The organism is Vibrio sp. SCSIO 43136, from assembly GCF_023716565.1.
Taxonomy (GTDB): Bacteria; Pseudomonadota; Gammaproteobacteria; order Enterobacterales; family Vibrionaceae; genus Vibrio.
Genome location: NZ_CP071848.1, coordinates 1,127,405 through 1,147,773 on the forward strand (window position 1 = coordinate 1,127,405; position 20,369 = coordinate 1,147,773).

At 46.0% G+C, this 20,369-nt stretch carries 18 protein-coding genes; 9 read left to right on the forward strand and 9 right to left on the reverse strand.

Features of this window, described 5'->3' with window-relative positions:
- Entirely contained in the window at positions 1–678 is a 678-nt protein-coding gene (locus tag J4N39_RS05325) for an ABC transporter permease (RefSeq protein ID WP_252022777.1), read from the forward strand.
- Between the two features lie 97 nt (positions 679–775).
- Here the strand turns inward: J4N39_RS05325 and xthA are convergent, their stop codons facing one another.
- The gene (xthA, locus tag J4N39_RS05330) at positions 776–1,582 is read right to left on the reverse strand and encodes an exodeoxyribonuclease III (protein WP_252022779.1); all 807 of its coding nucleotides are present in this window, start codon (positions 1,580–1,582) and stop codon (positions 776–778) included.
- A 107-nt stretch (positions 1,583–1,689) separates the two neighbouring features.
- Here xthA and J4N39_RS05335 point away from each other — a divergent pair, with 107 nt between their 5' ends.
- From J4N39_RS05335 to J4N39_RS05355, 5 genes are all read left to right on the forward strand, one after another.
- The gene (locus tag J4N39_RS05335; protein WP_252022781.1) at positions 1,690–2,106 is read left to right on the forward strand and encodes a GNAT family N-acetyltransferase; all 417 of its coding nucleotides are present in this window, start codon (positions 1,690–1,692) and stop codon (positions 2,104–2,106) included.
- Between the two features lie 95 nt (positions 2,107–2,201).
- Positions 2,202–2,546 carry a DMT family transporter gene (locus J4N39_RS05340; protein WP_252022783.1) on the forward strand — a complete coding sequence of 115 codons (345 nt, stop codon included), beginning with the start codon at positions 2,202–2,204 and terminating at the stop codon, positions 2,544–2,546.
- A 151-nt stretch (positions 2,547–2,697) separates the two neighbouring features.
- Positions 2,698–3,609, forward strand: a complete 912-nt coding sequence (locus J4N39_RS05345; RefSeq protein WP_252022785.1) for a LysR substrate-binding domain-containing protein — start codon at positions 2,698–2,700, stop codon at positions 3,607–3,609.
- A gap of 226 nt (positions 3,610–3,835) precedes the next feature.
- Positions 3,836–5,959: a methyl-accepting chemotaxis protein gene (locus J4N39_RS05350; protein WP_252022787.1), complete on the forward strand. Its 2,124-nt coding sequence runs from the start codon at positions 3,836–3,838 to the stop codon at positions 5,957–5,959.
- A 192-nt stretch (positions 5,960–6,151) separates the two neighbouring features.
- On the forward strand, positions 6,152–8,026 hold the full coding sequence (locus tag J4N39_RS05355; RefSeq protein ID WP_252022789.1) for an endonuclease/exonuclease/phosphatase family protein: 1,875 nt from the start codon (positions 6,152–6,154) through the stop codon (positions 8,024–8,026).
- 168 nt (positions 8,027–8,194) lie between these two features.
- Here the strand turns inward: J4N39_RS05355 and purB are convergent, their stop codons facing one another.
- The 4 genes from purB to J4N39_RS05375 all read right to left on the reverse strand — a co-directional run bounded on the left by purB (position 8,195) and on the right by J4N39_RS05375 (position 12,440).
- Positions 8,195–9,571 (reverse strand): adenylosuccinate lyase, encoded by a 1,377-nt coding sequence (purB, locus tag J4N39_RS05360; protein WP_252022790.1) that lies wholly within the window; start codon positions 9,569–9,571, stop codon positions 8,195–8,197.
- Positions 9,572–9,601: 30 nt separating this feature from the next.
- Complete coding sequence (gene hflD, locus J4N39_RS05365) at positions 9,602–10,219, reverse strand: high frequency lysogenization protein HflD (RefSeq protein WP_252022792.1); 618 nt, start codon at positions 10,217–10,219, stop codon at positions 9,602–9,604.
- A 28-nt stretch (positions 10,220–10,247) separates the two neighbouring features.
- Complete coding sequence (gene mnmA / locus J4N39_RS05370; RefSeq protein WP_252022794.1) at positions 10,248–11,360, reverse strand: tRNA 2-thiouridine(34) synthase MnmA; 1,113 nt, start codon at positions 11,358–11,360, stop codon at positions 10,248–10,250.
- A gap of 387 nt (positions 11,361–11,747) precedes the next feature.
- Positions 11,748–12,440 (reverse strand): pseudouridine synthase, encoded by a 693-nt coding sequence (locus tag J4N39_RS05375; protein ID WP_252022795.1) that lies wholly within the window; start codon positions 12,438–12,440, stop codon positions 11,748–11,750.
- Positions 12,441–12,801: 361 nt separating this feature from the next.
- Between J4N39_RS05375 and J4N39_RS05380 the strand changes: the two genes are divergently transcribed.
- Complete coding sequence (locus tag J4N39_RS05380; protein ID WP_252022797.1) at positions 12,802–15,030, forward strand: NADP-dependent isocitrate dehydrogenase; 2,229 nt, start codon at positions 12,802–12,804, stop codon at positions 15,028–15,030.
- Between the two features lie 187 nt (positions 15,031–15,217).
- Here J4N39_RS05380 and cspD read toward each other — a convergent pair whose 3' ends face one another.
- Positions 15,218–15,439: a cold shock domain-containing protein CspD gene (gene cspD, locus J4N39_RS05385; protein ID WP_252022799.1), complete on the reverse strand. Its 222-nt coding sequence runs from the start codon at positions 15,437–15,439 to the stop codon at positions 15,218–15,220.
- Between the two features lie 428 nt (positions 15,440–15,867).
- Here cspD and clpS point away from each other — a divergent pair, with 428 nt between their 5' ends.
- The gene (gene clpS / locus J4N39_RS05390; protein ID WP_252022801.1) at positions 15,868–16,188 is read left to right on the forward strand and encodes an ATP-dependent Clp protease adapter ClpS; all 321 of its coding nucleotides are present in this window, start codon (positions 15,868–15,870) and stop codon (positions 16,186–16,188) included.
- Positions 16,189–16,229: 41 nt separating this feature from the next.
- Positions 16,230–18,509, forward strand: a complete 2,280-nt coding sequence (clpA, locus tag J4N39_RS05395) for an ATP-dependent Clp protease ATP-binding subunit ClpA (RefSeq protein ID WP_252022803.1) — start codon at positions 16,230–16,232, stop codon at positions 18,507–18,509.
- A 131-nt stretch (positions 18,510–18,640) separates the two neighbouring features.
- On the opposite strand, the gene infA is transcribed toward clpA, so the two are convergent.
- From infA to aat, 3 genes are all read right to left on the reverse strand, one after another.
- A complete protein-coding gene (gene infA / locus J4N39_RS05400; protein WP_001040192.1) occupies positions 18,641–18,859 on the reverse strand; it encodes a translation initiation factor IF-1 in 219 nt (72 codons plus the stop codon).
- A gap of 81 nt (positions 18,860–18,940) precedes the next feature.
- Complete coding sequence (locus J4N39_RS05405) at positions 18,941–19,642, reverse strand: arginyltransferase (protein ID WP_252022804.1); 702 nt, start codon at positions 19,640–19,642, stop codon at positions 18,941–18,943.
- A complete protein-coding gene (aat, locus tag J4N39_RS05410; protein WP_252022806.1) occupies positions 19,642–20,364 on the reverse strand; it encodes a leucyl/phenylalanyl-tRNA--protein transferase in 723 nt (240 codons plus the stop codon). The genes J4N39_RS05405 and aat overlap by 1 nt, the downstream gene beginning before the upstream one ends.
- Positions 20,365–20,369: the final 5 nt, after the last annotated feature.

Below are 20,369 nucleotides of genomic sequence, written 5' to 3' on the forward strand. Positions count from 1 at the left end.
ATGGATTTTTCTCTTATTATCGAAAGCTTGCCAATTTATTTCGAAGGCTTATGGACTACAGCATGGCTGGTGACTTTGTCATTGATCATCGGTCTTTTGATAGCCATTCCCGTGGCTATTGCTCGCAATAGTGAAAACTGGCTGCTCAAAGGACCGTGTTGGGCATTTATCTACTTCTTCCGTGGCACGCCACTATTGGTTCAGCTGTATCTCATCTATTACGGAATGGACCAGTTCTTTCCTGTGGTTGGCACCTTGTGGGAGAACGCTTGGTTCTGTGCGTTAGTTGCCTTTGTTTTAAACACTTCTGCGTACACTTCAGAAATTATCCGTGGTGCAATTAATGGTTTGCCGAAAGGTGAGGTCGAAGCGGCCAAAGCGTATGGTATGAGCAACATTATGACCTATCGTCGTATCATATTGCCATCAGCATTGCGCCGTGCGCTGCCAGCGTATAGTAACGAAGTGATTTTCATGCTCCATGGTTCGGCGGTGGCTGGCATCGTGACCATTTTGGATCTAACGGGGGCAGCACGTTTGGTAAATTCGCGTTACTACGCACCGTTCGAGTCTTTTCTCACCGCAGGACTTTTCTATATGTCTCTAACTTTCATCATCTTATGGTGTTTTAAGTGGGCTGAGAAACGCTTCCTTGCTTATAGTAGACCCCTATCGTAGTCGTTCGTAGTGAGATTCGTGATGAGCAAACTGCGTATCTCAGCTAAGTTTTGAATGAGAATGTAAAAATCCCCGAGCCAACACTCGGGGATTTGCTTTATTTAAATGTTGACCAGATAGGAGCGTGGTCGGATGGCTTTTCAATGCCTCGGAGCTCGTAGTCAATGCTCGACTCAACACACTTTGCAGCCAGAGAAGGCGTGGCAAGGATAACGTCAATGCGTAGGCCTCGGTTGTCATCAAAACCTTTTGAACGGTAATCAAACCACGAGAACTTGTCATCAACCTCAGGGTGAAGATTGCGGAAAGTATCTTCAAAGCCCCAATCCAATAAAGTTTGCAGCCACTCACGTTCAATCGGTTGGAAAGAACATTTCCCCGTTTTTAACCAGCGTTTACGGTTAGGCTCGCCGATGCCGATATCGGCATCAATTGGGCTGATGTTAATATCGCCCATCACGACAAGCTGTTCTTCATTGCTGTGGTGCTGATTAAGATAGGTCATCAAGTCCTTGTAGAACTGCTCTTTGTACGGGAACTTGGTTTCGTGGCTGATGTTGTCACCTTGTGGGAAGTAACCATTTAGTACCGTGGTTTGAGTACCATCTTCCCCTTCGAAAGTCGCCATGATCATTCGCTTTTGATGCTCTTCAGTATCCGTTGGGAAACCGTACTGAACTTTTACAGGTTCTTGCTTACACAGCATAGCCACACCATAGTGCGCTTTTTGACCGTGGAAGTAGACTTTGTAACCCATCGCTTCAACGTCTTCGACCGGAAATGCATCATTGTGAACTTTGATCTCTTGCAGTCCAATTACGTCTGGGTCGTGTTTGTCGATCACCGCTTGAAGTTGATGAAGGCGGGCGCGTAGGCCATTAATGTTGAAGCTGATGACTTTCATTGTTTTATCCTTTACTTTCATGTTGCGATGATCCGCAATGAGTGCATGATTATAGTCATAAAATCAGCGAGTTTGCGAGTCGGCGATAGGAAATTAAGGAGAGTTGCTTGAGAGACAATCGAATCATTAGGGCAATTGGTGCTGAGCAGACGGTGGCAGTGCGTCGTCAAGTACTTTGGCCGCACAAACCTGCCTCTTTTTGCATCTTAGATGAAGATCAGCATGCTTATCACTATGGAGTGTTTATTGATGATGAATTGGTTTGTGTTGCGTCGTTGTTTGCAGATGAACATCAGGTTAGGTTGCGTAAATTTGCCACGCTAGAAACGTTTCAAGGGCAAGGGATTGGTGGAGAAATGTTCCAGTATTTGCTCATGGAGGCGAAGCAGAAAGGTTTTGAGGGATTTTGGTGTGATGCTCGCCAAACGGCGGTCAGGTTTTATCAAAAATTTGGTTTGCGGGTCGTCAGTGACACTTTTTATAAGTCTGAGGTGGCTTACGTTCGCATGCAAACCTCGTTTTGATTGATAGCCATTCGATTTCGAAGAGTTTATAGTCGTCATATTTATGTCATGACAATTTGTCACATTGCCTCCACCATCTACTAAGTTCAGGTACCATGTTGACTGCGATCCCCCCATTTCTGGCACTGGCCATTGCGATTGTTTGTGAGGTCTTTGCCACTTCACTATTACCCAAGACTCAACAGTTTACCCAACCGTTACCCACGCTTGGCGTGCTAGTCGGTTATGCTATTGCCTTTTATATGCTGTCTGTAACGGTACAAAGTATGTCTCTTGGTGTTGCTTACGCTATTTGGTGTGGTGCAGGCATTGTATTGGTCGCTGCATTTGGTTGGTTAATGTATGGGCAAAAATTGGATGTCTATGCGTTACTGGGAATAGTATTGATTTTGGCTGGCACTGTTATTATCAATGTCTTTTCAACGTCGGTATCGCACTAATTCCCCCGAAATCATTTGCTTGATTAATTGTATGAATAAGTATTATTTTTCAACGCTTTAAATAGGGGGGCGTCATCGATTTGTCATTTTAGTGAAGCATTTTTGACATCGAAACTAAGTAAATTCATCCTCCAATTCTAGGGGGATATGTATGTTACCACCGCTTAAAGCACTCATTGCGTTCGAAACCGTGGCGAATTCTGGCTCTATTGGGGCTGCTGCTAGGGAGTTGTGTGTTACCCAAGCCGCAGTCAGTCAGCAACTTAAAGCATTGGAATCCTTTTTGGGGGTTCAATTGTTTGAGCGAAGCAAACGAGGTGTCCTACTCACTGATCGTGCATTGCAATATCTTCCCGTGGTGTCGAACACACTTCAACAACTTAAGCACCACACCCAAAGCTTATTCGGCAAGCAAGAAGAGAGCGTGTTGCGAATTTGCGTGAGTCGCTGCATTTGTCATTCTTGGTTGTTGTCGAAACTGCAAGACTTCAGTCATCGCTTTCCCTTCATTCATCTTGATATACAAACCACTGAGTTACCATCGGCTGCTCCTTGTTGTCATACCGATATTGAAATTACCGATAGTTTTGTTAGCTCTCCCCAAACCGTAGCCGAAAAGCTGTTTCAGGAGGAGTGGGTGTTAGTGTCGAGCCCTGAATACTATCAGCAGCACAAAGAGGCAATTAGCCAAGGCCGATTTGGCGAACTCAGTTCGGTTGCGATGCCTGGTTCCGATGAGTGTTGGGGCCAATGGTTAGAGAAAAATGGGCTAGCGTCTCATTTACCTAAAAAATCCCTCACACTGCCAGATGCTTACTTGGTGGTTCAAGCGGTAAAAAGTGGGATGGGGTTGGCGTTGGTTCGCTCGCTGGTGGCAAGTCGAGCGGTAGCTGAAGGTTCGGTTATTAAGGTAAAGGGGGAGACCTTAGTCGCTCAGTCGGGTTACTACATGATTACGCACCACAATAGACACGCTAAAGTGAATTTCTTTTGTCAGTGGCTCAAAGATCGCATTCAACAAGAGTTTGGAATGGGACGTGTTGTGACTGCGCAAGTTGAGTAGCAAGTGCTTTACGTAGCCATAGCCAGCGCAAGCTTTCCATTGATAAACCTATAACTCATGGACATAACGAGGTTTTATTACTGGCTCGACTAGATAATCAGCATAGATATTGCTAAATTGTTAAGGTTAAACAATTTGTTATACATAGTCGCTTCACCAACTAGGTTTAGCCTTGTTTCAGCAGCTTAGGATGCGCTGCTAATCGCAATACAAGGAGATGTACCCTATGCGATCCAATTCTGGAATGTCCGTCCACTGGAAGATAACGTTACTTGCTGGCTTGAGCTTAGTGGTAACCTCCTGTTTTCTTGTGGGCTTTTCTGTATTTAATGCACTTTCAAGCCAAGAAGAAACTCTCAAACACAGTACTGCATCGGTGATCGAGCAGTCACAGCAAATTCTTATCGGTACCGCTCAAAATAATGCCGCTGAGCTTAAAACTTACCTTGATGAAGCGACCTATCGAGCAGAAATGCTCGCTGAGAATGCACTGTTTTTAAAAGCCAATGCAGAAGATAACTTTACTCCATCGGAAGATTTGCGTACCGCATTAACGGAAATGGTTTATCGCTCCGTTGAACGTTTTCCTTCTGTATTGGGGGTTTACCTCGTTTTCGACCCTGATGCACTCGACGGAGAAGATAGCAACTACCATGGAGCGGATTACGTCGGCTCTAACGACGTCGGTCAGTTCGCTACTTACAGCTTCGTTGGGCAAAATGACGATATAGAAAAAGTGACTTTGTCGAAAGGTGAATTAAATAAAGCAGGCAATGCATCTCGTTTTACCTGTGTTAGACAAAGTTTGGCACCTTGTGTAGCTAGTCCTCAAACAACCATAGTGCAAGGCGTTGAAACCCTGCTTGCAGGGATATCGGTGCCATTGCTAGTTGATGATGAGGTCGTGGGTGTTTTAGGGCTAGAGTTGTCGCTTAATGCATTGCAGCAAGCTGTACTAAAGTCTGATGCCCAGATATTTAGTGGCACAGGCAAGGTGGCTTTGCTATCACATGACAGCCAACGTATTGCTAGTGATGACCCGGAAGCCGCAATAGGCCAACCTTTCCAATCGGATACGGTAAGCAACAATCAAATATCAGACTACCTTGCTAACCACAGCGTGAAAACCGATTGGAGTGCCGATGGAGAGTGGTTAGCGGTCTATTCGCCAGTTGCTGTAGCAGACCAATACTGGGGCGTATTAATTGAAGTACCAAGAAGCAGTGCTGTCGCCAATGCAATGACCCTAGATAACGTCATTTCAGAGCGTAACCAAGGCGCAATTTTGACGGAGCTAACCGTAGGCGTCGTAATGATAGTGCTTGGTTTGGTTGTCATTGCAGGCAGCTCTTTTAAATTGGTTCAACCGATCAGAGAGGTGGTCGCACGCTTAGATGATATTGCCTCGGGAGAAGGGGATCTGACCCAACGTTTACAGGTCAATTCTAAAGACGAAATTGGTCAGCTCGCAACCGGGTTCAATCGGTTTTTAGAAAAGCTTCAAGTCACGATCAAAGAAGTGGTTGCGACGTCTCACGATATTGGTGGCACTAGTGCTCAAGCTGGGCAAGCGGCCTCAGAGACACACCGTTCAAGTGATGCTCAGTTTAAGGAAGTGGACTTGGTCGCTACCGCCAGTGAGGAGCTAACCCAAACAGCGGCGTTGGTGGTGCAAAATGCGGCTATTGCGGTAGATTCAGCAACGGAAGCAAATCAGGCTGCCAAGCAAGGTCAGGAGGTTATTTCTAGCTCTGCGCAAGAAATGAATGATCTGGTCGAGCGCATGTCTCGCGCTGTTCCTGTGGTTCAGGAGTTGGCAAACAACAACCAAAACATCACCGAGACACTTACTGTGATCGAAGGTATTTCTGAGCAGACTAACCTACTCGCCCTCAATGCAGCCATTGAGGCAGCAAGGGCAGGGGAGCAAGGTCGAGGCTTTGCCGTGGTTGCCGATGAGGTTCGAAATCTAGCGAGTCGAACTCAAGAATCAGTTAAAGAAATTCATCAAGTAATTTCTCAAGTTCAGCAAGGCACTAAAGACGTCGTCGATGCGATCTCTGAAGGGAGTCAGATGGCAGAGAAAACGTCTCATCAAGTAGAGGCGGCGGTTGAACAGATAGAGTCTATATTTACGGCAATCAGCGCAATTAATGATATGAACAGCCAAATTATGAAAGCGGCAGAGGAGCAGCAATCGGTTTCTACTGAGCTGAATCAAAATGTTGCCAATATTCGAGATCTCAGTGAGCAGATTCTGAATCAAGCCGAATCTTCAGAGCGAGTGAGCCAAGAAATGTCCGCTATCTCCACCCGTCAACAAGACCTTGTGGGGCAGTTCAAAGTCTGATTCACCTCATACTAGGGCGTGTTGACCTCGAAAGGTCAACACGCCCTAGGGAAGGCGGCGCAAGGTCGCTTTCCCTATGAAAACTTATTACACCCTATAGTTTATATTGTGCATTGGTAAGCCATACTGTCACAACCTTACCTTAGTATGACGTTTAACAATCTTGTTGAACATGAAACTATAGGTAGTATTGTGAAAAAAACGCTCGTCGCTACATTGTGCGCTGTTGCCTTAATCGGATGTGATAAGGAGTCTTCTAACTCGACCACCGACAAAACCTTTAACACGCGAGTTAAAGTGTTAAGTGCAAACTTATGGCATGACCTTGATAAGGGCTATGATCAAGGCTTAGCGGAAATGCAACATGCCAATGCCGACGTTATTTTGACTCAGGAATCTGATGGTGTGAATGCTCGTCTTGCTGAAGATCTCGGTATGTACTTTGTACAAGGTCATGAAGAAGATGCGTCAGTAGGTATCTTGTCAAAGTTTCCTATCGTTAAGGTGCTCTATGGCCGTGAGGAAGATCGTAACCGAGACCGCGGTGGCCAGGTCGGGGCAGTATTGGACGTTAATGGTAGAGAAGTGGTTGTTTGGGATAATCACCTAGACTGGAAACAGTACACTGCGGTCGAGCCACGTGGCCTCGATGGCAATACCAGTGCGCCTCATGCTAACTGTGCTGCCAATAAATTTGGCGACCAACTCGATAACTACAACGCTCAGTCTTACCGACCTGAGCAGGCTGAGCATCAAAACCAGACGGTTGAACCTTACCTGAAAAAAGGGACTCCAGTGATCATTGGTGGTGATTTTAATGAACCGACCGGTGAAGATTGGAAGCAAAATAATCAACGATTCGATCGCAATGGTTCTAGCTATGATTTCAGCTCTCACCGAATTGTTCGCCAAGCAGGATTCGTTGATACCTTCCGTAAACTCTATCCAAATGCGAATGAGTTTCCCGGGATCACTTGGCCTGTGCGCAACGACGAAAGCTGGACTAAGTCGGCAGCGGTGATAAAAGGCTGTACTCGAAAGATTGATGACCGCGACCGTATCGACTTTATCTACTACAACCAGAATGCGGCTAAAATGACACTCGATAGCGTTGCGTTTGTAGGGCCTCGCTATTCTGACCATTTTCACCCTGTAGATGGAGAAGACCCAAGTGTTTACAAAACTTACGAGCCACATGAAGGTTTGAAAGTCGTCAACGGTGAACCCACTTATGGCTCTGATGTTAAGGAGTTCCCATCAGATCACCTTTGGTATTCTGCGAGCTTTACGATTAAAACTCCGGGTCAGGTGAGTACGGCTAAAAGCCTTGACCTCAACCCTCGTTTCGACAATCTACAACTGGCGACCGACGGCTCGGACCTCATCGTAGGGTTTAATATTCAAAACTGGTCTTCATATATAGAAAGTGGTCGTGATTATTTTGTTCATGTCACCTGTCATGCAGGTTCTGCGTCAAGTCGTTCAGGTGGGATCAAGCAGATCATTGAAAAGCCTTCGGATGATCACCCTCTAGCGATCAATGTATCCAATGAATATCTTCAGCAGCTCAAGAAGAGCCAGCATAAGTTACAGTTGAGAATATTCTCGAACGTTGCAGGTTCTCCCAAGGTATATGCAGCTAAATCCATCTCTATGGATGATATCGAAAAGGTGATCAGTGTTGAATTGCCACCCGAGCCGAGCTTTGAGGTGAATGGCGGACAAGCTATTGCTTTTGAAGCACCACTCCCAATGAAATGGGCACATGCGACAAACAATGCCGACCAATGGATTGCGGTGTACCGCAAAGGGGATAGTCCGCAAGCTTCTAGTCGTGGCTGGGTTTATGCCCGAACTGATTTGGATGAGACGAACAGTGTTGCCCAGTGGCAAGTGAAACCAAGCCAAGGTGAAAAAGTGGGAGAGGTCACTTTGCCTTCTATCCAAGCCCTGTTAAGCGCTCGTGCACCAGAGTTGCGAGACAGCGAATACGATATTTACCTGTTTGGTACTAGTAACGGCGCTGATAGTACCCTAGCAAAACAGACGATTTCCGTAACTTATTAGAATTCGTTTCAACCTGCAGCTACACACTCAGTTAAAGCTCATTGCAATTTATGCTGTGGGCTTTTTTACTATTAATGGTTTTGCAGCTAAGCGTCCGCCAATTTCCAGTCAGAAAAAAGCCACCCATGTTTGGGTGGCTTAGATAGAGACTGCTTGCAGTAGACTAGATTAGCCTTTCAGCGTATCAGTCAGCTCGATTGCTTGACCGATGTAGTTTGCTGGCGTCATCTCTTTTAGACGAGCTTTCTCAGCTTCCGGAAGCTCAAGGCCGTCGATGAAGTTACGCATAGCTTCGCCGTCAACACGCTTACCACGAGTTAGCTCTTTTAGCTTCTCGTATGGCTTCTCGATTCCGTAGCGACGCATTACTGTTTGTACAGGCTCAGCCAATACTTCCCAGTTTTGGTCTAGTTCAGCCAGTAGCGCTTCACGGTTAACTTCTAGCTTGCTGATACCTTTCAGAGTAGAAGTGTAAGCGATGATAGCGTAGCCACAACCAACACCTAGGTTACGTAGAACCGTTGAGTCAGTTAGGTCGCGCTGCCAGCGAGAGATAGGCAGTTTCTGTGCTAGGTGACCAAATACAGCGTTCGCAAGACCCAGGTTACCTTCAGAGTTTTCGAAGTCGATTGGGTTAACTTTGTGCGGCATTGTTGAAGAGCCGATCTCACCAGCGATAGTCTTCTGCTTGAAGTGACCTAGTGCGATGTAACCCCAAACGTCACGATCGAAGTCGATTAGGATGGTGTTGAAACGTGCGATAGCGTCAAATAGTTCAGCGATGTAATCGTGTGGTTCGATTTGAGTCGTGAACGGGTTCCAAGTTACGCCTAGAGATTCAGTGATGAACTCTTCAGAGAACTGGTGCCAGTTTACTTCTGGGTACGCAGATAGGTGAGCGTTGTAGTTACCTACAGCACCGTTGATCTTACCTAGGATTTCAACATCAGCGATTTGCTTGTATTGACGCTCCATACGGTAAGCAACGTTTGCCATTTCTTTACCCATCGTTGATGGAGAAGCTGGCTGACCGTGCGTACGAGATAGAAGTGGGATATCACGGTACTCTTCAGCTAGAGCGCTGATCGCATCGATGATGTTACGGATTTCAGGCAGGATAACCGTTTCACGCGCTTCTTTAAGCATAAGAGCGTGTGAAGTGTTGTTGATGTCTTCAGAAGTACATGCAAAGTGAATGAACTCATTCACAGCGTGCAGTTCTGGCATGTCTGCCACTTTCTCTTTTAGGAAGTACTCAACCGCTTTAACGTCGTGGTTGGTAGTGCGCTCGATCTCTTTGATGCGAGCAGCATCTTCTTCGCTAAAGTTAGCAGCGATGTTATCAAGGAATTGGTTTGCTTCAGCGCTGAATGCAGGCACTTCTGTGATTGCATCTGTTGCTGCAAGCTTCTGTAGCCAACGTACTTCAACGATAGTGCGGTACTTTAGGAGGCCATACTCACTAAAGATGCTGCGTAACGCAATCGTTTTACTACCGTAGCGGCCATCTACCGGTGAAACAGCAGTCAATGCTGACAGTTCCATGTTATTCTCCTGATTAAGTTAAGTAGGGGTTTAGATTCGAGCCAAAAGAATTTGGGCCTGCTCAAGCATTTTCTTGCGGCCAAAAATCAGATGACGACGCTTACCACCAGTCTGACGCCATAGCACGGCGCAGCGGATGCCTGAAAGCAATAGCGCACGAACTTTGTGTTGATTGGAGGTTTGCTGTAATACAGATGGGGTACCAGTCACTTGAATACGTGGGCCAACTGGGCTTATCACGTCAAGGTAAATGCTGGCGATGTTGCTGATCATTTGCTCATCAAAAAGATCGAAATGGTCAGTCTGGCGTTGTACCATTTGAATTCGATCGCCCAGCTGGGACATGGCATCACGGCGAGCAGAAAGCTTGCGCTCTAATGCCATTAGGCTGATAAGGTAGCGAGTGACTTCGCTACCTGCTGGTGTACTATCGATACCATTGATAGCACACTCAAGTCCTGTTTTTAGCTGAGCTTCACTGCCAAATACATCCAAGGTATTGCGAGGATTGGTATTTAGAATAGCGTTAATCGAAGTTTCAAAGGCGTCTGAATCACAATCACCATCTTTCGCAATCTTTTGCACAAGAGCAACAGCCTGGCACATGCCAGCGAAAGCGATAGTACGGTCGTAGAGTGAATTAGCCACTTAGGAAACTCCTTAATAAAATAATGTGTTAAATGCGCTTCTCAATGATGCCGCCACCAAGACACACTTCACCGTCATAGAAGACTGCTGATTGACCTGGTGTTACTGCAACTTGAGGTTCGTCGAAGATAACTTTAATGTTCTCGTCATCAACCGGGATGATAGTACACGGAATATCTTCTTGGCGGTAACGAGTTTTCACTGTGCAGCTACGTGGTTCACGAATTGGCTCGCGATCAACCCAATGCAGTTGAGAAGCGAACAAGCCGTTTGACTTCAGCAGCGGGTGGTCTGCACCTTGGACTGCGATTAGCACGTTACGTTTCAGGTCTTTCTCTGCCACGTACCAAGGGTCTTCATTACCACCACCGCCTTTACGGCCGCCGATGTGTAGACCTTTACGCTGACCAAGGGTGTGATACATCAGACCCATATGCTCGCCGATCACTTCACCTTCTGGGGTTTCGATCTTACCTGGTTGCGCAGGAAGGTAGCGAGATAGGAAGTCAGTAAACTTACGTTCACCGATAAAGCAGATACCCGTGGAGTCTTTCTTCTTCGCGGTGATGAGATCTTGCTCTTCTGCAATGCGGCGAACTTCTGGTTTCTCTAGCTCACCCACAGGGAATAGGCTGCGGCCTACTTGCTCTGAGCTTAGCGTGTACAAGAAGTAGCTTTGGTCTTTGTTGCCATCGACACCACGCAGCATTTGTGGCTTTTCACCTTCTGCTGTCGGGAAGCTGCGACGCACGTAATGGCCCATCGCAATGTAATCTGCATCAAGCACTTCATCGGCAAACTCAAGAAATGCTTTGAATTTGATCTCTTTGTTACACAGGATATCTGGGTTTGGGGTACGACCTGCTTTGTATTCCGCTAGGAAGTACTCAAATACGTTGTCCCAGTATTCAGCAGCAAAGTTGATAGTGTGTAGGTGGATACCTAGCTTGTCACATACAGCTTGTGCGTCAGCGAGATCTTCCGCTGCCGTGCAGTACTCTTCGTTATCGTCTTCTTCCCAGTTTTTCATGAACAGGCCTTCAACTTGATAGCCCTGCTGCTTAAGAAGATACGCAGAAACGGATGAGTCAACACCGCCGGACATACCGACAATCACTTTCTTTTTGCTGTTATCTGACATGGTTCTCTACCACTAAATTTACTCGGACGCAGATTCTAGCAGAAAGAAATCCAAGACGACAGATCCGAGAGCTCAATCACAGTTTAATCTTTCGTTTTTGCTGTTTTTACGACCAACATTAGGGCGTGTTGACCTTTCGAGGTCATTTTTGCAGCGTTTGTCAGCTCTTTGTCCAAGGCAGCACATATGCCGTATAGTCATTCTATACAAATATGTGATAACGCAGGAGAAAGGGCTGACAAACACTGCCCGAAGGGTTCATCTAGATGGCTCCTGCGCTGCGTCATTCGTCTCTCACATAGAATAACTATGCCACGTTCCTCATCCCTTGCTCAGAACCCATCTAGATTGAACAAAATTCGGCCTCGAAAGGTCAACACGCCCTATTTAAAGAGTCACTTCTTTCCATTCACCCGACTTTAGATCGCCTAGCTGCCATTGTCCCATTGAATGGCGAATAAGTCGTAGAGTAGGGAAGCCAATGTTGGCAGTCATACGGCGCACTTGTCGATTACGTCCCTCAATAATAGTGATAGCCAGCCAAGTGGTTGGGATCGCTGCACGAAAGCGTACTGGAGGCGTACGTTCCCAGACGTCAGGCTCTGAAATGATCTCGACTTCTGCGGGTAGCGTTGGTCCATCTTTAAGTTCAACACCGTCGCGCAGTTTTTGTAAATCCGTCTCGCTTGGCGCACCTTCGACTTGAACCCAATAAGTTTTTGCAGATTTTGATTTTGGCTGGGTGAGTTTGGCTTGAAGAATACCGTCGTTGGTGAGCACCATTAAGCCCTCACTATCGCGGTCTAGACGACCCGCAGCGTAAACGTCTTTTATTGGGATATAGTCTGCAAGCGTCTTACGACCTTCGCCATCAGTAAACTGGCTGAGTGTATCGAATGGCTTGTTAAATAGAATGATTTTTCTATCTTCTGGTTTTACTGTCGGTTTGTTTTCATTGGCTGGTTTACGACGACTTTGACGTCGTGGTTTCCCGCTTGGTTTACCTGAGCCTTGTTTAAAACTGCTTTTTTTCGCCGATTTGTCGGGACGAGGACTAAGGCTACGAGAGCGGAAAGACATGTTAACTACCTTGCAAAAATGTAAATGTAATGTGGTTGTAAGTTTAATTTATCATGCATTTAAGCTATGATTTTGCCGCCTAGATTAACTATAAGCACCAATAACCTTGTAATTTTAGTTTTAGGTGTTTGATATATAAGAGGTCTTAGTCATCGTATTGGCTACGTTCGATTAAGTCCTAAAGGCGACACCTTTTAAATAATATGATAAACAGGTGTTTGTTCGCAAAAAACTCGTGACCAGATTTAAGGATGAGATGTGTGCCACAGCCGGATGCTGTGGAAAGAGACTGGTTACCGATAGACATAAAACAGACCTGTTTTTCATCCAATAGGGACTGTTGAATAAATAGGGAAATTTCATGCCAACTAGCAAGCCTACTATCATTTATACCATTACTGATGAAGCGCCAGCGCTAGCAACTTACTCTTTGTTGCCAATCATCCGCTCTTTCACTGCTTCATCTGGTATTGCCGTAGATACACGAGACATCTCACTGGCTGGACGTATTATCGCTAACTTCCCAGAGTTTCTGACCGAAGAGCAACGCATTGGCGATGCTCTGACAGAGCTTGGTGAACTGGCTAAAACACCAGAAGCAAACATTATTAAGCTGCCGAACATTTCTGCATCTATCCCTCAGTTGCAAGCCGCGATTAAAGAACTTCAAGAAAAAGGCTATGCACTTCCTGATTACCCAGAAGAGCCTGCTGATGAAAAGCAAGCTGCGATCAAAGCAACTTACGACAAAATCAAAGGCAGTGCGGTAAACCCAGTGCTACGTGAAGGTAACTCTGATCGCCGCGCTCCTCTGTCTGTAAAGAATTACGCAAAGAAAAATCCACATTCAATGGGTGCTTGGCGTGCAGATTCTAAATCACACGTTGCAAGCATGACGGGTAAAGATTTCTTCGGAAGCGAGAAATCAGTGACTATCGACAGCGAAACCACGGTTTCTATCGAGTTTACAAACGCCGCTGGCGAGAAGAACGTTCTGAAATCAGGTCTAGCGCTACAAGCAAAAGAGATCATTGATGCGTCAGTGATGAACAAGCAAGCGTTGGTTGAGTTTTTCGAAGCGCAAATCGAAGAAGCGAAACAGCAAGACGTATTGCTATCTCTGCACATGAAAGCGACCATGATGAAAGTCTCAGACCCAGTGATCTTTGGCCATGCGGTTAAAGTTTACTACAAAGAGGTGTTTGAGAAATACGCTGCGCTGTTTGAAGAGCTGGGTGTGGACGCTAATAATGGTGTGGGTGATGTTTACGCTAAAATCACTTCATTGCCACAAGAGCAGCAAGATGAAATCAAAGCTGCTTTAGAAGCGGTATACGAGACTCGTCCTGCGCTTGCAATGGTTGACTCTGATCGCGGCATTACTAACCTTCACGTGCCAAGCGATGTAATTGTTGATGCATCTATGCCTGCAATGCTGCGCTCTTCTGGTCAAATGTGGGGCCCAGATGGCAAGCTAAAAGATACTAAAGCGATGATCCCAGATCGTTGCTACGCAAGTGTTTATCAAGCGGTCATCGACTTCTGTAAAGAAAATGGTGCATTTGACCCAACCACTATGGGTAGTGTGCCAAACGTTGGCCTTATGGCGCAAAAAGCCGAAGAATACGGCTCACATGACAAGACGTTCATCCTACCTGAAGCGGGTACTGTACGTGTTGTAGATGCTTCTGGTGCAGTTCTAATTGAACAAGAAGTTGGTCAGGAAGATATCTTCCGCATGTGTCAGGTGAAAGATGCACCTATCCAAGATTGGGTGAAACTGGCGGTGACTCGTGCACGAGCAACAGGTGCTCCAGCAGTTTTCTGGCTAGATGAAAATCGTGCACACGATGCAGAACTGATCAAGAAAGTAAACGCATACTTGCCGGATCACGATACATCAGGTTTAGAAATCAAGATCCTTGCACCACTAGAAGCGACTAAGTTCTCTCTAGTGCGCATCAAAGAAGGTCTAGATACGATTTCGGTGACGGGTAACGTACTACGTGATTACCTAACGGATTTGTTCCCAATCCTTGAGCTAGGTACATCTGCGAAGATGCTGTCTATTGTTCCGTTGATGAATGGTGGTGGTCTGTTTGAAACAGGTGCTGGTGGTTCTGCGCCTAAGCACGTTCAACAGGTACAAAAAGAAAACCACTTACGTTGGGACTCACTAGGTGAATTCCTAGCACTAGCAGCGTCTCTAGAGCACCTCAGCACAGTGACGGGCAACGCCAAAGCGCAAGTACTGGCTGACGCACTTGATAAAGCGACAGGTCAGTTCCTAGATAATAATAAGTCACCGTCGCGTAAAGTGAATGAGCTAGATAACCGCGGTAGCCATTTCTACCTAGCGACTTACTGGGCACAAGCACTTGCAGAGCAAAGCGTTGATGCAGAGCTGTCTGCACAATTTGCTCCGGTAGCTAAAGCCATGGCAGAAAACGAAGAAGTTATCGTTAAGCAACTTAATGATGCGCAAGGCGTCCAAGGTGACCTAGGCGGTTACTACGCACTGAGCGATGACAAGGTTGCTCCGCTAATGCGTCCAAGTGAAGCGCTAAACGCTATTGTTGATGCTTTGTAAATGTAAGTATTAATTGATGCATAGACGCCTCTCCAGCTCGGAGAGGCGTTTTTATTTAATAAGCTAAGACGTAGAAACAAAGAAACCCGCAAGTGCGGGTTTCGTTTACTAATCAAAAAGAGATGGTGTCCGCTAATTTGCGTCGCATCGCCTACAGATCAGTGTTAGCTCAATTGAGAGCTGGAAATTATTTTACTGCTTCGCCCTCTACCGGGACTACCGAGCTTGCGTGGTAACCTTTCGGCCCTTGCTCTACTTCGTAATTCACTACTTGGCCTGCTTTGAGTGTGCGGTAGCCATCCATTTGGATGGTGGAGTAGTGCGCAAAGATGTCGCCATCTTCACCTGTCGGACAAATAAACCCAAACCCTTTGGCGTTATTGAACCATTTTACTGTACCTGTAGCCATGCGTTACATCCCTCATTGCATTTGTTCACTGACTGATGGTGATACATCTAACATGCCGAGCATCGTGCTGTGGGCATGCTTTATTTATGTGATGCATATCAATTCACAGAAAGGAAATTTCAAAGCATCAGAACACAATTTAGTCAATGAGTTTCACTAGTCAATAGTTTTGGGTGATAAATATCAACATTTCCACAAACTTTTCAGTTTTGAGATTAACATTTCTATAACTAAGGCCACACTTTCAACGTGTTACATCACACCCAGGTCAAAGATCCAACTGCGTTATTTTTTAACCACTTGCATTTCTTTGAAGGTCACCGATAGCAATGTTTTATTTGCAGGGATACAATTGCTGCATTAGTCTTAAATGTAGAGTGTTTCAAAGACCTCACAAGAGTCTTAAACACCGGAATTTCATAGATACCATGAGTAAACAATATCAATGGGTCACTCCAGACTCAGATCTACTGGAGAAAGAAGAAACTAAAGTCCGTCCACCGGCGATGTACAACGTAATTTTAAATAACGATGATTACACCCCGATGGACTTTGTTATTGAAATTCTTGAACGTTTTTTTTCCATGGACTTGGAAAAAGCAACGCAAGTGATGCTCAAAGTGCATTACGATGGCAAAGCAATCTGCGGAACATTTACGGCGGAAGTTGCGGAAACCAAGGTGGCGCAAGTCACCATGTATGCAAAGGAAAATGAGCATCCACTGTTATGTACAATGGAGCAAGCGTAATGTTTGCTTGAACAACTTAGTTGTTCTTTGGGGAGGTACTTATGCTGAATAAAGAATTAGAATCCAGTCTCAACAGTGCGTTTGCCCGAGCTAGGGATAAGCGTCATGAGTTTATGACGGTTGAACACCTGTTATTAGCTCTGTTAGACAATGAGGCTGCTCAGGAAGCGTTAAAAGCGTGCCAAGCAGACCTCGACGTATTGCGTAAAGAACTTGACGCATTCATCGATCAAACAACACCTCTCATTCCTGAAAATGACGAAACCCGAGAAACGCAACCGACGCTAAGCTTCCAACGCGTCCTTCAACGCGCAGTTTTCCATGTTCAGTCCTCTGGGCGCAGCGAAGTGAGCGGTGCGAATGTGCTGGTGGCCATCTTTAGTGAGCAAGAGTCCCATGCGGCTTACTTGCTCAAGAAAAACGACATCAGCCGTCTTGATATTGTTAACTATATTTCGCACGGGATTACCAAGTCACCGCAATCGGGTGAAGAAGACGATAACCAATCTGGCATGTTTGGTGAGGAGCAAGCGAGCGAAGAGGCAAGCTCTGAAGACCGTTTAGAGAACTTTGCCACCAACCTTAACCAGTTAGCTAAGAAAGGTAACATCGACCCACTGATTGGCCGCGATAAAGAGCTTGAACGTACCATCCAAGTGCTTTGCCGTCGTCGTAAAAATAACCCATTATTGGTGGGCGAAGCTGGGGTAGGTAAGACCGCAATTGCCGAAGGCTTAGCGTGGCGCATCGTTGAAGGTCAAGTGCCAGAAGTGATCCAAGATAGCGTGATCTATTCGTTAGACATAGGTTCACTATTGGCGGGCACCAAGTACCGTGGTGATTTTGAGAAACGTTTCAAAGCCATCTTGCGTCAGCTTGAAAAAGAAGACGATGCGGTATTGTTCATTGACGAGATCCACACCATCATTGGTGCAGGGGCTGCGTCCGGTGGCCAGGTGGATGCTGCAAACTTGATTAAGCCTCTACTAAGTAGTGGCAAACTTCGCTGTATCGGCTCAACTACCTATCAAGAGTACAGCAACATCTTTGACAAAGAACGAGCGCTTTCACGTCGCTTCCAGAAAATCGATGTGGTTGAACCATCGCTCGATGACACCACCAAGATTTTGATGGGTCTGAAACCAAAATACGAAGCTCACCACGAAGTTCGCTACACCAAGCAAGCTTTGCGTGCAGCAGTAGAGTTGTCTGCCAAGTACATTAATGAGCGTCATCTGCCTGATAAAGCGATTGATGTTATCGATGAAGCTGGGGCACGTTGTCGCTTAGTTCCTGCCAGTCGCCGTAAGAAAACTGTCGGCGTTTCTGACATCGAGACCATGGTCGCTAAGATGGCACGTATCCCTGAAAAGTCCGTCTCTTCAACGGATAAAGATATTCTTGCCAAACTAGAAGGCAAGATGAAGATGCTAGTGTTTGGACAAGACCCAGCCATCGAAGTGTTGTCTGAAGCTATCAAACTCAGCCGTGCTGGCTTGGGAGCCGATAACAAACCTGTTGGCTCATTCTTGTTTGCAGGCCCAACAGGGGTAGGTAAAACTGAAGTGACAGTTCAGCTATCCAAACTGCTAGGTGTTGAGCTGCTTAGATTCGATATGTCGGAATACGGTGAACGCCACTCTGTTAGCCGCTTGATTGGTGCACCTCCAGGTTACGTTGGCTACGATCAAGGTGGTCTATTGACAGATGCCGTGATCAAACACCCGCATGCGGTGGTTCTGCTTGACGAAATCGAGAAGGCTCACCCAGATATCTTTAACTTGTTGCTACAAGTGATGGATAACGGCACGTTAACGGACAACAACGGCCGTAAAGCCGATTTCCGCAATGTTATCTTGGTGATGACAACTAACGCAGGTGTGGCAGAGACAGAGAAGAAATCTATCGGTCTTATTCAGCAAGATCATAGCTTTGATGCTATGGGTGAGATCAAGAAGGTATTCACTCCTGAGTTCCGTAACCGTTTGGATAACATCATCTGGTTTAACAGCTTGGATGAAGAAGTTATCAGCTTGGTGGTTGATAAGTTCATTGTTGAGCTGCAAGCCATGCTGGACTCTCGTGGAGTCTCAATGGAAGTATCGCAAGATGCTCGTCATTGGTTGGCTGAGAAAGGCTATGACAAGGCAATGGGTGCTCGTCCAATGGGTCGTGTTATCCAAGACAGCTTGAAGAAGCCACTTGCCAATGAGCTGTTGTTTGGCTCACTAGTCAATGGCGGTACCGTGAGGGTAACCTTGAAAGATGGAGAACTAGATTTCCATTACGTGGATAAAGCGAAAGAAGCAGCAATCCACTAAGGTTTAAACTGAACAGAATGACAATGCCCACCTCAAGGTGGGCATTTTTTTGCCCGCTAGAAGAGAGCTCTAGGTGGCAAGCAACAAAAAGCGGAGCACTTAGGCTCCGCTTTTTGTTTTAATGCTGCAGATTAACGCGCACGGAAGACGATACGGCCTTTAGATAGATCGTATGGAGTCATCTCTACAGTTACTTTGTCACCAGTAAGAATACGGATGTAGTTCTTACGCATTTTACCAGAGATGTGTGCAGTTACTACGTGACCGTTTTCTAGCTCTACACGGAACATAGTGTTTGGAAGAGTGTCAAGGACAGTGCCTTGCATCTCAATTACGTCTTCTTTGGCCATTTAACCCTCTTTGAAAATTGGCAATTTTTTAACGAACGAATTCTGCCGTTAAAAAAGAAAAAAGTAAAGTTGCGGCGTATTCTACCCTCGCCACATCTGATTTACTAGCCTTTGATGAGGCTTAAAGCGTACTTTATAGCTCATAGCTTGGCATTGATCGATTTGGTAGCCAAGATAGAGCCACTGTTTTGACGCTTGTTTGCAGTAGGCGATCTGGAGCAGAACCGAGAGTGTGCCTAAGGATATCTCACAATCTGGGTCGTAAAAGGTGTAAAACGCTGAAGCGCAGTTGTCCATTACGTCAGTAACAGCCACCGACACCAGTTTGTCATCTAAGTACACATGGAGGTATTGAGTCGTGAGCCATTGATTTGTCGAGAACTCTTCAAATTCTTTCTTTTTTGGGGGATACATACTGCCTTGTTGGTGCCTGGCATTGATGTATCGCTCATAAAGCTCAAACCAGTCATCGTCCAAGGTCGGTTTCATCTGCCATTCAACACGACTGGCTTGCTTTATCAATCTCTTATGACTTTTACTTGGTTGGTAATCAGGAATATTGACTCGAAGTGATTCACAGGCGCTGCATTCATCGCATTGCGGCTTGTATATGGTGTTACCACTGCGACGAAAACCATTCGCCATCAGTAACTCATATCCGCCATTAGTGTGGAGGGCTTGATCCATGACCACAGCCACTCGTTCTTGTTGATCGTCCAAATAGCTACAGGGATGATTTTCTGTCAGCCCTATGCGAATTAGGGTTTGATCTTTATTCTTCATCAACTCTCCGAGTGGATTGGATTAGGCAGTTGCTGCGGTGCATAGCAGCGCTTTTCTAAGCTTAGTTCACCTAGATCGATTAGATACTGAGTAAATTCTTCGCGAGGCAGTTCTTGAGCGCCTAGAGATGCAAGATGCGGGTTCATTAGCTGGCAATCGATGAGCTCTCCGCCAGACTTAGCAAAATGATGGCAGAAGTACCACAGCGCCGCCTTCGAGGCATTCGTTGCCAGGCTAAACATAGATTCGCCACAAAATATTTTTCCAACGGATACGCCATATAAACCACCCACCAGTTGCTCATCTTGCCATACCTCAACGGAGTGAACTCGCCCAAGGTTGGCCAACTGCTGATAAGCTTTGCGCATTTCAGGCAGTAACCAGGTTTCTTGGGCGGTGCGGGTATTAGCGCATCGTTCAATCACTTGGTCAGTTGCTCGATTGATTGAAATATCGTAATTCGACTTTTTCAAAAACTTTTTAAGACTTTTTGATGGTTTGAAGGTCTTAGGATCAAACACAGCACGAATTTTCGGTGACCACCACAAAATCGGTTCGTCGGCGCTGTACCAAGGAAATATGCCCTTGTTGTAGGCTGCAAGTAAACGATTTGGTGAGAGATCTCCACCCATTGCTAATAACCCGTCGGGTTCGGCGAGTGCTTCATGGGTTGGTGGGAATAGCACACTATTAGGTGCCAGTTCGGGCAAGTAAATTTTCATGCTTT

Bases quoted from the DNA above. Each gene is read 5' to 3' on its own strand.
- J4N39_RS05325 (WP_252022777.1), top strand. From the start codon at position 1: ATGGATTTTTCTCTTATTATCGAAAGCTTGCCAATTTATTTCGAAGGC.
- infA (WP_001040192.1), bottom strand. From the start codon at position 18,859: ATGGCCAAAGAAGACGTAATTGAGATGCAAGGCACTGTCCTTGACACT.
- J4N39_RS05350 (WP_252022787.1), top strand. From the start codon at position 3,836: ATGCGATCCAATTCTGGAATGTCCGTCCACTGGAAGATAACGTTACTT.
- mnmA (WP_252022794.1), bottom strand. From the start codon at position 11,360: ATGTCAGATAACAGCAAAAAGAAAGTGATTGTCGGTATGTCCGGCGGT.
- J4N39_RS05345 (WP_252022785.1), top strand. From the start codon at position 2,698: ATGTTACCACCGCTTAAAGCACTCATTGCGTTCGAAACCGTGGCGAAT.
- J4N39_RS05375 (WP_252022795.1), bottom strand. From the start codon at position 12,440: ATGTCTTTCCGCTCTCGTAGCCTTAGTCCTCGTCCCGACAAATCGGCG.
- purB (WP_252022790.1), bottom strand. From the start codon at position 9,571: ATGGAACTGTCAGCATTGACTGCTGTTTCACCGGTAGATGGCCGCTAC.
- aat (WP_252022806.1), bottom strand. From the start codon at position 20,364: ATGAAAATTTACTTGCCCGAACTGGCACCTAATAGTGTGCTATTCCCA.
- J4N39_RS05380 (WP_252022797.1), top strand. From the start codon at position 12,802: ATGCCAACTAGCAAGCCTACTATCATTTATACCATTACTGATGAAGCG.
- xthA (WP_252022779.1), bottom strand. From the start codon at position 1,582: ATGAAAGTCATCAGCTTCAACATTAATGGCCTACGCGCCCGCCTTCAT.
- clpS (WP_252022801.1), top strand. From the start codon at position 15,868: ATGAGTAAACAATATCAATGGGTCACTCCAGACTCAGATCTACTGGAG.
- J4N39_RS05340 (WP_252022783.1), top strand. From the start codon at position 2,202: ATGTTGACTGCGATCCCCCCATTTCTGGCACTGGCCATTGCGATTGTT.
- J4N39_RS05405 (WP_252022804.1), bottom strand. From the start codon at position 19,642: ATGAAGAATAAAGATCAAACCCTAATTCGCATAGGGCTGACAGAAAAT.
- clpA (WP_252022803.1), top strand. From the start codon at position 16,230: ATGCTGAATAAAGAATTAGAATCCAGTCTCAACAGTGCGTTTGCCCGA.
- cspD (WP_252022799.1), bottom strand. From the start codon at position 15,439: ATGGCTACAGGTACAGTAAAATGGTTCAATAACGCCAAAGGGTTTGGG.